Below are 12,216 nucleotides of genomic sequence, written 5' to 3'. Positions count from 1 at the left end.
CGATTGGCCAGGACTCACCAGTGGCGCAGCCTGTACCCGCCGACACCGCTGCGAGTGGCGGCGGGGGAAGTGCCTCGGCGGTCGCTGGACGAACTACACCGGATGATGCGCGGACGAGTGCGCGCCGAGCATGGCCTGACCGAGCTTCACCGACACAGCCCGGGCCGACCTCGCGGTGCCTGGCACCGCCTGAGCCCGTGGCCCGACAGCCGCGATGGTCTGTCACCACGGTGGTGCCCCGCTGCTGATCGGGCTGCTGCCGGATCGACCGCCGATGTCATCCACCGCTCGACGGCCGCGACGGTGCACCCCTTCTCGACACCGGCCGGCCAAGAACGCCATGGATCACGAGGGCCCGGCGTGAAGAGATCACGTCGGGACCGAAGAACAAACTCAGGCGTCCGTGCTGTGCAGGTCCGGGTAAAGCGCCTCGACCGGGCCGCTCAGAGCCGCCTTGACCCCCTTGGTCAACTCGTCGGCCAGGACCTCGTATTCTCCGGCCTCGACGGCGTCGTAGACCGTCCTCACCAGCTGCGTCGGCAGCATCTTGGGTCCGTCAGCGTGCGCGGCCATACCGGTGTCGACGTAGCCCATGTGCACACCCGTCACGTGGACGCCCATGGGTGCGAACTCGATGCGCAGCGAGTTGGTGGCCGACCACAGTGCGGCCTTGGACGCGCTGTAGGCGCCGCCGAAGGCATACCAGCTGGCAACGGAGTGCACGTCGATGAGGATGGACCCCTTCTTGGCGGCGAGGACCGGTGCGAAGGCGCGGGCGAGGAAGACCGGCCCGAAGAAGTTCGTCTCCATGTTCGCCCGGATGTCCGCCTCGGTGACGTCCAGCAGGCTCGCGCTCGGCGGGATGGCGCCCGCGTTGTTGACGAGCACAGTGACATCCGCCGCGGCGGCGACGGCCGCGGCGATCGACGCGCGGTCGGTGACGTCCAGGGTCAGGGGGACGATGCGTTCATCGTCCCAGGCGCGGGGGGAACGGGCGGTGGCGTAGACCTTGGCGGCGCCGCGTGCCAGGGCGTCGTGGACGAAGTGGGTGCCGAGACCGCCATTGGCGCCGGTGACGAGGACGACTGCTCCATCGAGAGAGGGCATTGGTTCCTTCTTGCCAAGGGGATGTGAGGTGCGTGGCGGTGCACAGATGGAGCAATGACTCCTCGCCCGGCCGTGGGAGAATGAGCGGAGCCACATTCGAGCCCACGCGATAGCGACTGCAATCATAACTGATTGCAGTCAGAATCTATCCCTGGAGGACACCGCCCATGTCTGTCGCCTCCCAGTCGGTCGGACGGCGCGAGCGGAACAAGCAGGAAAAGCTCGACCGCATCGTCGCTGCCGCCAGTGAACTGTTCGCCGAACACGGCGTCGATGAGGTCACGACCCAGCAGATCGCCGACCAGGCCGACATCGGCACCGGGACCCTGTTCCTTTATGCCAAGACCAAGGGCGAACTCCTCCTCCTTGTCCAGAACGCCAAGTACGCCGAAGCACTTGAGCAGGGCCGGGCGGACGCCGAGGCCATCCCAGGCGTGCTGGACGCGGTGCTGGCGATCGTCCGGCCGATCGTCGAGTGCAACCGCACCCAGATCGACAACGGACGCACCTACCTGCGAGAGATGGCCTTCGGCGACCCCGAGGAGCCCCGGCACGGCGAAGCACTTGCCATCGTCGCGCAGACCGAGGAGGCCATCGCCGCCGTGCTGCGCCGAGACCAGCGGGTCACAGAGGGCGACGCCGCGACACTGGCACACATCGTGTCCGCCGTGATGTTCCTCAGCATGGCGGCGAGCGTGAACATCGCCTTGAGCGTCGAGGAGATCATGCAGGACATCCGCAGGCAGGTCGACGTCCTGCTGCCTCGCTGAAGCACGGCCCCAGCCTCAGGCCCAGGCGACCATCCGGGTGGTCCTCGGCTGCGTCATGACCCGAATCCCTAAATGGCTGGTCATCCGGCCGTTACTGCCCATTCCGACATGGCCGGAGGGGTGGGGCGGGCGGCCGGAGGGCTAACGCCACCGCGTGCTGCTGGGATTTCGGAGATTGCCTGCCTACGTGGCGTCGAGTCCCCGTCGCACAGCCCCTTACCCCAGGATTCCGGGTCGAGGCCCCTGTGGTGCGGTCAGGGCTTTGTGGGTCGATTCCAGGATCTCCTCCGACAGTTCTGTGCCCGCCGTGGCGCGGGCTAGCAGGATCGCGCCGACCAGGGTGGCCACCGTGGGGAGGCCGTCGTTGGCGTCGGTGGACATCCACGCGGCGAATTCCTGGACTCCGGCCGCGTACGTTTCGCGTATCTCCCCGGCTGTGGGCTCGCGAGCCATGTCCCCTGCGAATCCGGCGGTGGGGCAACCGGTGCCGGGCTGGTCACGGTGCTCGGCCGACAGGTAGAAGTCGACGAGGGCGCCGCGCGCGGTGGCGTGATCGCCGTGCGCCGTGTCGAACGACGCCAGAAGTAGGTCAAGGTCCCCGAAACGGCGCCACCGACTCCGCGTGGCTCCACCCGTCACTGCACCGGCTGATGTGTCCGCGCCACCAACAAGCCACTCCCGACCTGCGACTCACCTCCGCCGTCCACACCCAAGGCGTGTCCGAACTCGCCGCCGCGCACCACACCCACCAGCGCCTGCTACAACACCCCCGAGCCGCCACCGCCTGGACCACAGCACGCGCCATCACCCGCCCGACTGGCTCCGAGCCCTGTGGAACGCGCTGCCACGGCCCTGGGAGTAGCCAGCGCGGCCAGGCAGGACCACCCTGCCCGGCCGCTGCCGCCGCCCGGACGTCATGCGGCGTGGAACTCGTGGGCGTGGCCGCCGCGCCACTCCACCCACTGAGTGGTGTGCATCGTGAAGTCGCAGGTCGCGGCTCTGGTGTGAGTGACGAGTGGGGTAATCGCGCCGGTCGGCGGCCGATGACCATGGCGTAGATCATCGGGCCGGTCCGGTTCTGGCGGGATGCCGGGTTCGGCTGCGCCTGCCTCCGACCCCCGCCTACGATCCGTCAGCAGGTCGGCACGCCTTGAGAACGCGGGAGGGTGCGGGGATGCAGGAGCGGCAGTGGATCACCGCCCGCCGGAGCGAACTGGACGCCCTCGCCGAGCAGTTGACCAAGCAGCTTCAGGAGGTCGAGGTCAAGCGGGACAAACTGGCCATCGCCGAGCGGGTGTTGAACTGCCTGGCCGAGCAGGCCCAACGCCGACGCCGAGGCGGCCGATTCTGTCGCTCCGGTACCGGTGAAGGTGGCCGGGCGGGCGGTCCTGCACTGCGCGGGCAGGCCGTAACGGGCGGGCCTCCGACGGCAGTTGAGTTTGGTGTGAAGAAAAACAACGGTCTCACCGAGGGCTCTGACGGCCTTGTCCACACCGCCCGCCTGCCGCTGTCGAGCGCGACCTTGAACTATTCTCGCCGGCCTGATACGCGGCCGCCTGAAGAAGATCGCCTCGCGGTGGCGGGCGCTGCCCGCCGGGAAGATCGCCGGCATCATGCTGGCGGTGCTGCGCTGTGACCAGCGGCCCGGCGATCTGGCCGGCGGGAACGGGGTGCACCGCACCACCGTGAGCCGGCGGGTGCGCGAGGTCGTGGGCCTGCTGGCCACCCGCGCCCCGCGCCTGGACCGCGCGTTGAAGAAGGTCGCCCGAAAGGGCGGCGGGGTGGTCCTGCCGGTGTTCGTACTGAGGCGACTGGGAGCCGGCCTCGTGCTGCTCATGGTACTGAGCTGGGCTTGCGTCGGTCGGCTGCGGTCAGGTTTCTGGACTCCTTGCCGCCGGCTGGTCGCTGTTGCCCTGCGCCAGTGACGCGAGAATTTCCTTGCGGCATACATCGAGGATTTCGTCCGCCAGCGGAGAACCGTCCGGGCATGCCCGCGACAACATGACCGCTCCGACCGAATGGGCGAGCATGTCGATCACCATCATGCGGGCCGCGCGCTGGTCCGCATCCCCCGGCGTATCGCTTTGGGACTGAAGGGCCGTCAGTAGGTTCTCGATCCCGGCTGCGAACTCTGTTTTGATGTCCGCCGGCTGACGTGCGGCGTCGCCGCCGAGGGCCGCGATGGTGCAGCCGTCGCCGCGCCCGTCGCGATGCTCCCGCGAGACGTAGCGCTCGACGAACTCGGCGGGGTCCACACCTTCTGTCCGTGCCACGGTCTGCGAGAGCCCGCTTGCGGACGCTTCGGCCATCAGGTCGGCCTTGGAGCGAAAGTGCTTGTAGAACCCGCCATGGGTGAACCCGGCGGCTGCCATCAGTTCTGCCACGCCGACACCGTCATAGCCGCGCTCACGGAACAGCCTGGCGGCTGTCGCGACGATGTGGGCACGGTTCTGCTCTGCCTGTGCCTTGGTGACCCGCATGTCCAGCCGTCCCTTCCTCGGTCGACGCTCGACGGTCCAGCATACATAGATGTCGATCGACATCAAAGTGCTTGACTTTTTAGATGACGATCGTCATCGTATTGCTCACCCGCCACAGAAAGGGCCAGGCCATGAGTGACACACACCTGACTGCACCGACTCAGTACATCGAGGTCGACGGCGACCGATTCGCCTACCGACGCTGGGGCAAGCCCTCCGGCGTCCCGATCTTCCTGGTCCAGCACTTCCGCGGAGGGATGGACCACTGGGACCCCCTGCTCACCGACGGCCTGGCCGAAGGCCGCGAGGTCATCCTGTTCAACGGGCGCGGCATCGCCTCGTCATCCGGCACGCCGCGTAACCGGATCGAGGACATGGCCGACGACATCGCCGCGGTCATCCGGGCGCTGGGGCTGGAGCAGGTCGATCTGCTCGGCTTCTCGATCGGCGGTTTCCAGGTACAGGAGGTCACGCTGCGCCACCCTCAGCTGGTGCGCAAGCTCCTCCTGCTCGGCACCGGCCTCCGAGGCGGGGACCCGACGAGTGACCCCCAGGTGCCTGACCACGCGCTGAATCCGGTCCACGTCCTGGAGAACTTCCTCTTCCTGTTCTTCGGCCGCTCGGAAGCCGCGATCGAAGCCGGCCGGGCCTTCTGGGAGCGGCGTCACCAGCGGGCCGACCAGGACACGCCGGCCTCGCCCGCAGTCGCGCAGGCGCAGGTCGAAGCGGTGATCGCCTATGCGGAACCGCTGCCGGGCGAGAATCCCTACACCCACCTGAATGCGATCACCCAGCCGACGCTGGTCCTCAACGGCGAGAACGACGTGATGATCGCCTCGATCAACTCCTGGCACCTCGCCCAGAACATCCCCAACGCTCAACTGCTGATCTACCCCGATGCCGGGCATGGAGCGCAGTTCCAGTACCCCGAGCGGTTCCTGAAGCACGCCCTTCAGTTCCTCGACGAGTAACGCCTGCAGGGCTTCGGTGCAGTCGCTGACGCCTGGTCCGTGATGACGGGCCGCAGGCTCACCGCATCCCCGGAATGCGACACGCACACCTTCCCAGGCCATGGAGTCCTCTACGCCCCCGTGGTCGAAACGGAAGACAGTCCGGCCAACGGATCGTCGCCGATTCCGCCGGCTTGACCAGCTGCGCGAGAATCCGGCAGGCCGGACCCCGGCCGCCGGAGCGGCTGGCTGAGGTAGGCGCATCCTTCGTGATCGAGGCGGGGTGCGCCATCGCCCGGCTGCCGTGCCCGCTCCCACGGTGTCCACCACTGCGACCTTCCGGCAGGCCGGGACGGCTGATACGTGCCGCACGGGCGTGGAAGACGTGGGCGCCGGCCGCGCCGTCGGTGACCACGACGAAGAGCGCCTGAGTTCCAGCCACTGGGCGGCGATCCGCTCGATCGTGGGGTCCGGGTAGAGCCACTCGACGTCCTCGCTGCCGGCCTTGACGACGTGGGCGACGCCGCTCCTTCCAGCGTGCCCCGGGCCGGTCTGCTGGGCGAGTCGGCCCGGGGGCGGCAGGGAGAGTCGCCGGACCAGTCCCAGAGGCTCCGCTCGCCGAGACGAGGGTCGTACAGGGCCCGACCGCCCTCGCCGAGCTGCCCGAGCTCGGTCATCAGCGCAACGCCGGTCTGGATCTCGTCCGCTGTCCAGCCGGTGATTCCTTGATCATCGGTAGTCGGCTGCGCGCCACGCCCAGCGTCCTTTCCGCCGGCATGGCTGCGCGCGGACCGCAAGCCCCACCGGCTCGACTTCGCGCAGGTCCCGCACGCTCACCGGGAACCCGCGCCTTGGCATCTCCTTCGAGTCGAAGCCGCACAGCCCGACATTGCGCCAAAGCCGATACGACTTCGGTGGCAGCCACTTCACCTCGCGTCGTGGCCCCGTGCGACGTCTCGGCTGGCACTTGCCACACCATCGTGCCGCCAGCCCCGCCCCGCCACGGCGACCACACCGAAGCCGCGCGCTGACGGATGGGATTGGCCCTGACGAGGTCCTGCTCGATCGCCCACAAACAGGTTGACCGTGGACACCTCCCGGTCCCAACTCGTGTCCTCCAAACGAGGTCCACGCTCATCACGACGCCGCCACCACTCGAACGCCGCCCGGTCGTCCATGGACGCATCACGCCAGTCCCGCCTGCCTCGCGCGAACCACAGGAAGTCGAAGTACGTGCGCAGGTCCCGGGCATGGGCGGCCTGGGTGTTCCACGGCGAAGACGCCGGCCACACCGAGAAATACCGGTTCAGCGCCACGTCGTACACGCCCGCCGGACTGATCAGGAACGGCTGCCCCTCGGGCACCCCCAGATCGTCCAACCCCTCACCGAGATCGGCGAACAGGGAGCTGAACTCCCACATGAACGGGCCTTTTCGCGCGGCCACGCCAGGTCTCGACGGGTGAAATGCGCTCGCCAACCGGTGATCGACATGACGCTGGACGATAGTCCGTGGACAGCTCAACAGCGCATAACCGAAGGTCGATGGCCACCGGACCGTGCTGTGGCGGACCGAGGACAGTGTCCGGCTGCAGTCGCGGACCGGCCGCGACGTCACCGCGCTCTGGATGGATCTGGCCGTGGCCGCCATGCACCTGCCGCCCGGCGTGATCCTGGACGGCGAGGCAGTGGTGTACCAATCGGACGCCGACTGCAACGCGCGGATCAGCTTCGAGGCAGCGCAGTCCCGCGCGCTCTCCAGACCGCGCCGAGCCCGGGAGCTCGCCGACCGGCACCCCGCGACGTACGTGGCGTTCGACATCCTGGCCCATCCTGCGGCAGGCAAACCTGACCTGCACCCACGTCCGTACGTGGAGCGCCGCCAGGTCCTCTTGGACGTGCTCTCCGATGCCGGTCCTCCCGTCGTGCCGGTGTGGTCGACCACCGACCTGGACGAGGCGCTGCTCTGGTACGAGGCGCTCGAAGGAACGGGTGTGGAGGGGATCGTGGCGAAGCCGCTGCGGGGTGCCTACAAGGCGGGTCGCGTGTGGGTGAAGATCAGGCACGCGGACACGGTCGACGCAGCCGTGGTCGGGTTCACCGGCACAGCCCGGCACCCGAAGGCACTCGCCGTGCGGCTGCCCGACGGACGCGTAGCGCTGTCCCAGCAACTGACCACGGCGCTCTCCTCCGTCGTCGCCCCGCGCCTGGTCCCCCAACCCGGGCGCGCGTTCACGAAGGCCGGCGACGCCTACACACCCGCCGGGGGCGACACTGTGGTGGAGGTCGTGGCGGGCACGACCCGGCACGCGGTCGTCACCGTGGCCCGCCTGCGCTGACCCGTGGCAGGGCCATGTAGTCACACCGCCCACGAACCCATGCTGGGTGGCACGTGATCGCTCCCATGCATTCGGCCGTGAACAAGTCGGTCGTGATCTCATCAGGGCCCCCATGCAGTCGACCTTGTGACAAGCACATGGAGACGGCTGACTGACCGTCTGGCGGGGAAGACCGAGCCGGAGCCCCTGTGGGCAGAGGGTGTGCCGGACCGCATCGACGTGCCCATCCGTGACTGGCTGTACGAGGTTCTGCGCAACTACGACATGGCCAGCCCGTGGCGGTGCGGCTGAAGCTGCCGTCCAGGATCCTCAAGAGCCGCGACCCGTACAACGAGCCGGCCAATCTGGATGACCGGATGAACCCGATGCTGCGCCTGGAGGTCATCGACGCCACCCTGGGCTGCGTACAGCAAGCACTGCAGGGGGCACACTGGCAGCACCGCCAAAAGGCCCTCTCATATGCCCGCCAGCTGGAAGGCATCCTTCGCGAAGGGGACTCGGCGTTCACGGTCGCTCCGGGCGAGTTCGCCGACGCGCCCGGTCAGGCTCCCGGCGCCGAGGGCATCGAGTTGCTCCCCCATCCGGTGCAGGACAGCCTGCCGCACCCGGACTCCGACTTCTCACAAGGCACGGACCTGCTGCCTGACGAATTCGAGCTCCGCGCACAACGCGACGGTGGTACCGCGGGCATGGACGGGGACGGGATGGCAGGGTTCTGGCCTTGCTGAACGGCCTGAACATGTCCGCGGATACCATCGGCATACGGGAGCCACTCACAGACACCGGCTGCCCGGGCGACCACAGCGTGGGCGATCCTCCTGCCCCAGCAGCAGTTGGCCACTCTGCGGCATGACCACACCGTGTTGGTGAGCATGCGACAGGCACTCGGCGTCGCGGCAACGGCCCCGACGCCACCGGAGCCGGGCCAGGCACGGCCATTGGAGGAACGCCTGGCCTACCACTCGCAGTTCGTCACCGTGCGCACCCCGGCCATCGAGACCCTGGCACGCCAGGTACACACGCTGATGATTCTGGGACGGCACCAGCACGCCACCGCCCGGCCGTCGCCGATCGTCACCGGGCCGGCCACCACCGGCAAGACCACCGCGCTGCTGCAGGTCGGCCGGACCTGCCACCTCGCCCACACCCGCCGCGCCGCCCCGGGACGGCGGCTCCGCCGGATCCGGCGAAGCCGCTGAAGGTCTGCCGCTGCGCGTATCTCGCCCGTCTCGCTAGACGCAGGTCTACACGCCGGGATGACTTATGGCTTGGGCTCGGAAGACCAGGAGGACCATCTCTCCGACGTCGAGCTTAGAGAAGGCGCTCGTCTGCTCAAGCATCCAGCCGTGACGTTCAACATGCTGGATTACGTCCGACAGGTCTTCCTGCTCCTTTGCCCCACTGCTGCTCATGAAGACGGGATTCAGCTTGAGGGTTACCGAGAACATGGAGCGCCCTAATGCGCGCTGCAGACGAGCAAGCTCCGCAACCTCACTGACCACCTCAGACTGTGCACCCATTTCCCGTCCCACCTCTCAAGTTGACCTACGAGAACTGTGTCAGAGCGGCACTTGGCGTGGAGAAGGAGGGGCGGCGCTCACAGCGAGGGCGCAGACGTGCTCGGGGCGGGCTAGGGAGTGAGGTCCAGTACGCGGACCGGCTCTCCTGCCCACCGGTGCGGGCCGGTGGTGGCGATGATCGCGCCGTCGGGACGAGCGCCCCTCGTACAGAACGGCCTCGAGGGCGGCGACGGCCGGGGACTTCTTGAGGTCGTACTTCTGCCGGACCGTCTCCCAGTAGCGGGTGAGCTGCCGCAGGGGGGCGTCGGCCCGGTCGATCACGACCATCAGGCGCGGCACGTCGTCGAGGTCACCGTCGAGGGCGGTGCGGCGCTTCAGCTCGGAGGCGAGGCCGACCAGGGCGTCGTGGATGCCGGCGACGTTGCCGCGGTGCGTGACCGGGGGATGGTGTCCAGGCCGGTGGGGGAGAATCTGCGTCCTTGACGAGGGGCACGAGACCTCGATGGAGGAACCGCGCTGGGGGCACAACAGCGACGGCCAGTCCATCGCGTGGGTGGGCAGCGCTCCTGATGACTGGTGAGTGCCCCGAGCCATACCGCCCGGGCCGCGTACTTGTACCGGCCCGGGTACCGGGGCGTCGTCTTCCTGACGCCCGAGCGGTGGCCGGCCTTTTCTGTGGGGAGACCAGTGCGAGGCCGTGCACTTGAGCAAGATGGTTCCCGTTGGGCGCAGTTGAGGCTGGAGAGGGGATCGAATGCCTACAGGAGTGGCTGTCGTGTGCGACACCGACGACTGCTGCGCCGTCTATCTGGCGGTGGAGACCGGCGACGACGCGCGCTCCGCCTCCGAGGTCTCGCAGCTGGCGCGTGATACCGCCCAGGGCGAGGGGTGGGTGGTCAGCTTCGGCTTCCGGCAGCCGGTGATGACCTGTCCGGGTTGCGCGGACGGCCAGGGGCCGGTGCGTGAACGCGGGGACTGCCGTCAGTGCATGGGCCGCGTCGACTCGGCTTCCAGGTGCGTGTACTGCCTGCGCCAGGTGGACCCTTGACAGCCCGAGGCGTGACGAGGGCGTCGCGCCGTCGTTGAACAGCACGACTCCATACACCGGGCCCCGGGGAGGTCGTCTCCCCGGGGCCCGTGGTGTGTCCGGACGCAGTCAGCAGACGCCGGTAGCCCGCGCGAGGGCTTCGGGGCCGGTCAGGTTCAGCACCTGCGTCTGGCGGACGGTGTCGCCGCCCTGTACGACGTGGACGCGGCCCCGGTTCAGGCGCCCGCGGTCCTTGAGGGCAGGGCCGGCCGCCGGAGCGAACCTGCGCCAGGTGACGGTGGGAACCCACCCGAGGATGACGGTGGAGAACTGCTCGCGGCCTTCCAGCCCGGGGACGCTGAGGGTGGGGTCGCCGTCGAAGAACACGTGCATGCGGACCATGCCGCCGGCGAACAGGACGTCGGTCAGCGCGGTGAAAGCCGGAGACACCCTCAGCTCGCCCGGCTGGCGGACCGTCTCCCAGTGGCGGGCCGGCTGCCGCAGGGTGGCGTTGACCTCTTCCAGGAGGATCAGCAGCCGGCCGATGTCGTCCGGGTCGGCGTCGATGCCGAGTTCGTCGGCGACGCGTGTTCGGCGCCGGCCTTCCCAGCCGAGTTGGACCAGGGCGTCGTGGATGTCGGCGATGTCGGCGCAGTAGGTGACGCCGGGTATGCCGCGCGCCCAGGGGTGGGAGATCCGCTTGTAGTCGAGGATGAAGGCCTGCGAGCCATGGTGGAGCATCTGGCAGGTGATGCAGCGCAGGGTCACCGACTTGCCGCCGCCCGTGCTCGCGTTGACGAGGATGTGCGGTGATTCGGCGTCCAGGTCGACGGCGACGGTCTTGCCTCCGGTGCCGATGCCGATGAGGGGCGCGGACTCCGGGGCCTTGGCCACCAGCTCAAGCACCTTGGGGTCCTTGAAGGCGGCCTTCTTCGGGGGCTTGCGGGTCTTCTTCACCAGCACATACGGCTTGCGTCCGGCCGGGTGCCAGGAGAACGTCACGCCCTCCAGGGCGAGTTTCTGGGTGATGAGGTCGGCGACCAGGTCGCGGGAGAACCGCAAGGACACCGGCAGGTCGACGCGTATCTGAGCGTCAACGTCGCTGAAGTTGCGCGGGACGTGGAGGTAGCGGCGCGGGTCGGTCTGCTCCGCGATCCCCAGCGGCACGGCGAGCGCCTGGTGCAGCGGCGTCACCCACTCGCGCATCAGCTCGCGGCGCTCACGGGTCAGCAGCCCGTACGCGAGTCCGCCGGCGGCCGCGGCGGAGGCCACGCTGATCCCGCCGGTCTGAAATGCCGCGAGGGGGACAGCGTCCGGGTTCTCCCACCAGGTGCGGACCGCCTCCTGGTGCTCCCACAGCCCCCAGCCGCCACCGGCCGCCGTACCAAGACCGCTGATGCGGAAGGTGAGCCGCTGCCACCCGGCCCCGGTACGACGACCGGCCAACGCGGCCTTCGACCTTGGGCAGGACGCGTGTGCCGGGGCGCCAGAACGTGGCGTCGGTCCGCTTGATGCCGTCCATGTCCCGGCCTGCCAGGAAGCGGCCGATGCCGAACATCACGGCTTCGGCGGTCTCCTCTACCTGCTTGTCGAACTTCGTCTGCGCCATGCCGTCCAACGGCCTTCGTACACGGGTGTGCGTGGGCGCGACGGTGCCGCCAAAAGCGGACACCTAGGCCCGGAAAGGACGCCAAAACGATCAGCCTGTGGACAGATTCCGACGCCGAAGCGGAAGCACTCGCTGGTGAGCCGAATGTGACAACGCAGCACAGGAGGCAAATCAGCACGCTTATCGGCAAACGCCGCCGATGTTGCTCTGCGGTCACTCTGCGGAGCGATCAGTTGTGATCATCTGCTGCGGGCTGCCCTGGGAGCTGGTGATCCGTGCGATGGTCCTCGCCCGGCGCGCAATACCGGTGAGTGCGCCCCGATCTCCGGCGCGCACTGCGCTCCGCTCCGCCCATCCCCTCGTCACAAGCATCTTCCTGTGACGGCCGGTCCCGCCTTGCCACGTTTCTTTGCGGC

At 68.6% G+C, this 12,216-nt stretch carries 12 protein-coding genes and 3 pseudogenes; 8 read left to right on the top strand and 7 right to left on the bottom strand.

The features are described 5' to 3' along the window. Positions 1 to 393 precede the first annotated feature (393 nt). Complete coding sequence (locus AB5J49_RS36305; RefSeq protein WP_369173080.1) at positions 394 to 1,107, bottom strand: SDR family oxidoreductase; 714 nt, start codon at positions 1,105 to 1,107, stop codon at positions 394 to 396. Between the two features lie 167 nt (positions 1,108 to 1,274). Here AB5J49_RS36305 and AB5J49_RS36300 point away from each other — a divergent pair, with 167 nt between their 5' ends. Next, positions 1,275 to 1,877: a TetR/AcrR family transcriptional regulator gene (locus tag AB5J49_RS36300; RefSeq protein WP_369173079.1), complete on the top strand. Its 603-nt coding sequence runs from the start codon at positions 1,275 to 1,277 to the stop codon at positions 1,875 to 1,877. A gap of 216 nt (positions 1,878 to 2,093) precedes the next feature. On the opposite strand, the gene AB5J49_RS36295 is transcribed toward AB5J49_RS36300, so the two are convergent. Continuing rightward, positions 2,094 to 2,516 (bottom strand): hypothetical protein, encoded by a 423-nt coding sequence (locus AB5J49_RS36295; protein ID WP_369173078.1) that lies wholly within the window; start codon positions 2,514 to 2,516, stop codon positions 2,094 to 2,096. Positions 2,517 to 3,321: 805 nt separating this feature from the next. On the opposite strand from AB5J49_RS36295, the pseudogene AB5J49_RS36290 reads away from it, so the two are divergent. Continuing rightward, positions 3,322 to 3,667: pseudogene (locus tag AB5J49_RS36290) on the top strand (IS5/IS1182 family transposase); the annotation flags it as partial. Between the two features lie 81 nt (positions 3,668 to 3,748). On the opposite strand, the gene AB5J49_RS36285 reads toward AB5J49_RS36290, so the two are convergent. Beyond that, complete coding sequence (locus AB5J49_RS36285) at positions 3,749 to 4,420, bottom strand: TetR/AcrR family transcriptional regulator (RefSeq protein ID WP_369175371.1); 672 nt, start codon at positions 4,418 to 4,420, stop codon at positions 3,749 to 3,751. A 68-nt stretch (positions 4,421 to 4,488) separates the two neighbouring features. On the opposite strand from AB5J49_RS36285, the gene AB5J49_RS36280 reads away from it, so the two are divergent. Further along, positions 4,489 to 5,328 carry an alpha/beta fold hydrolase gene (locus AB5J49_RS36280; RefSeq protein WP_046706109.1) on the top strand — a complete coding sequence of 280 codons (840 nt, stop codon included), beginning with the start codon at positions 4,489 to 4,491 and terminating at the stop codon, positions 5,326 to 5,328. Positions 5,329 to 6,233: 905 nt separating this feature from the next. Here AB5J49_RS36280 and AB5J49_RS36275 read toward each other — a convergent pair. After that, positions 6,234 to 6,785 (bottom strand): hypothetical protein, encoded by a 552-nt coding sequence (locus AB5J49_RS36275; RefSeq protein WP_369173077.1) that lies wholly within the window; start codon positions 6,783 to 6,785, stop codon positions 6,234 to 6,236. A 70-nt stretch (positions 6,786 to 6,855) separates the two neighbouring features. On the opposite strand from AB5J49_RS36275, the pseudogene AB5J49_RS36270 reads away from it, so the two are divergent. From AB5J49_RS36270 to AB5J49_RS36255, 4 genes and pseudogenes are all read left to right on the top strand, one after another. Continuing rightward, a pseudogene (locus AB5J49_RS36270) lies at positions 6,856 to 7,644 on the top strand (DNA ligase); the annotation flags it as partial. Between the two features lie 126 nt (positions 7,645 to 7,770). Beyond that, the gene (locus AB5J49_RS36265; protein WP_369173076.1) at positions 7,771 to 7,935 is read left to right on the top strand and encodes a hypothetical protein; all 165 of its coding nucleotides are present in this window, start codon (positions 7,771 to 7,773) and stop codon (positions 7,933 to 7,935) included. Continuing rightward, positions 7,926 to 8,372 (top strand): hypothetical protein, encoded by a 447-nt coding sequence (locus AB5J49_RS36260; RefSeq protein ID WP_369173075.1) that lies wholly within the window; start codon positions 7,926 to 7,928, stop codon positions 8,370 to 8,372. Before AB5J49_RS36265 ends, AB5J49_RS36260 begins: the two co-directional genes overlap by 10 nt. 144 nt (positions 8,373 to 8,516) lie before the next feature. After that, a pseudogene (locus tag AB5J49_RS36255) lies at positions 8,517 to 8,810 on the top strand (ATP/GTP-binding protein); the annotation flags it as partial. Positions 8,811 to 8,888: 78 nt separating this feature from the next. On the opposite strand, the gene AB5J49_RS36250 reads toward AB5J49_RS36255, so the two are convergent. Together AB5J49_RS36250 and AB5J49_RS36245 are read right to left on the bottom strand one after the other, a co-directional pair. After that, positions 8,889 to 9,164, bottom strand: a complete 276-nt coding sequence (locus AB5J49_RS36250) for a hypothetical protein (RefSeq protein WP_369173074.1) — start codon at positions 9,162 to 9,164, stop codon at positions 8,889 to 8,891. A 39-nt stretch (positions 9,165 to 9,203) separates the two neighbouring features. Continuing rightward, complete coding sequence (locus AB5J49_RS36245) at positions 9,204 to 9,710, bottom strand: hypothetical protein (RefSeq protein WP_369173073.1); 507 nt, start codon at positions 9,708 to 9,710, stop codon at positions 9,204 to 9,206. Positions 9,711 to 9,939: 229 nt separating this feature from the next. Between AB5J49_RS36245 and AB5J49_RS36240 the strand changes: the two genes are divergently transcribed. Further along, positions 9,940 to 10,212 (top strand): hypothetical protein, encoded by a 273-nt coding sequence (locus AB5J49_RS36240; protein WP_369173072.1) that lies wholly within the window; start codon positions 9,940 to 9,942, stop codon positions 10,210 to 10,212. Between the two features lie 108 nt (positions 10,213 to 10,320). On the opposite strand, the gene AB5J49_RS36235 is transcribed toward AB5J49_RS36240, so the two are convergent. Beyond that, positions 10,321 to 11,637, bottom strand: coding sequence for a hypothetical protein (locus tag AB5J49_RS36235; RefSeq protein ID WP_369173071.1), 1,317 nt, complete (start codon positions 11,635 to 11,637; stop codon positions 10,321 to 10,323). Positions 11,638 to 12,216: the final 579 nt, after the last annotated feature.

It is taken from the genome of Streptomyces sp. R28 (genome assembly GCF_041052385.1).
In the GTDB taxonomy this organism is placed as follows: domain Bacteria; phylum Actinomycetota; class Actinomycetes; order Streptomycetales; family Streptomycetaceae; genus Streptomyces.
Note: the sequence above shows the minus strand (reverse complement) of the source record. Positions and strands in the feature narration are given on the sequence as shown.

Coding starts and splice junctions, on each gene's coding strand:
- AB5J49_RS36305 (WP_369173080.1), bottom strand. CDS start 1,107: ATGCCCTCTCTCGATGGAGCAGTCGTCCTCGTCACCGGCGCCAATGGC.
- AB5J49_RS36300 (WP_369173079.1), top strand. CDS start 1,275: ATGTCTGTCGCCTCCCAGTCGGTCGGACGGCGCGAGCGGAACAAGCAG.
- AB5J49_RS36285 (WP_369175371.1), bottom strand. CDS start 4,420: ATGTCGATCGACATCTATGTATGCTGGACCGTCGAGCGTCGACCGAGG.
- AB5J49_RS36280 (WP_046706109.1), top strand. CDS start 4,489: ATGAGTGACACACACCTGACTGCACCGACTCAGTACATCGAGGTCGAC.
- AB5J49_RS36250 (WP_369173074.1), bottom strand. CDS start 9,164: ATGGGTGCACAGTCTGAGGTGGTCAGTGAGGTTGCGGAGCTTGCTCGT.
- AB5J49_RS36245 (WP_369173073.1), bottom strand. CDS start 9,710: ATGGACTGGCCGTCGCTGTTGTGCCCCCAGCGCGGTTCCTCCATCGAG.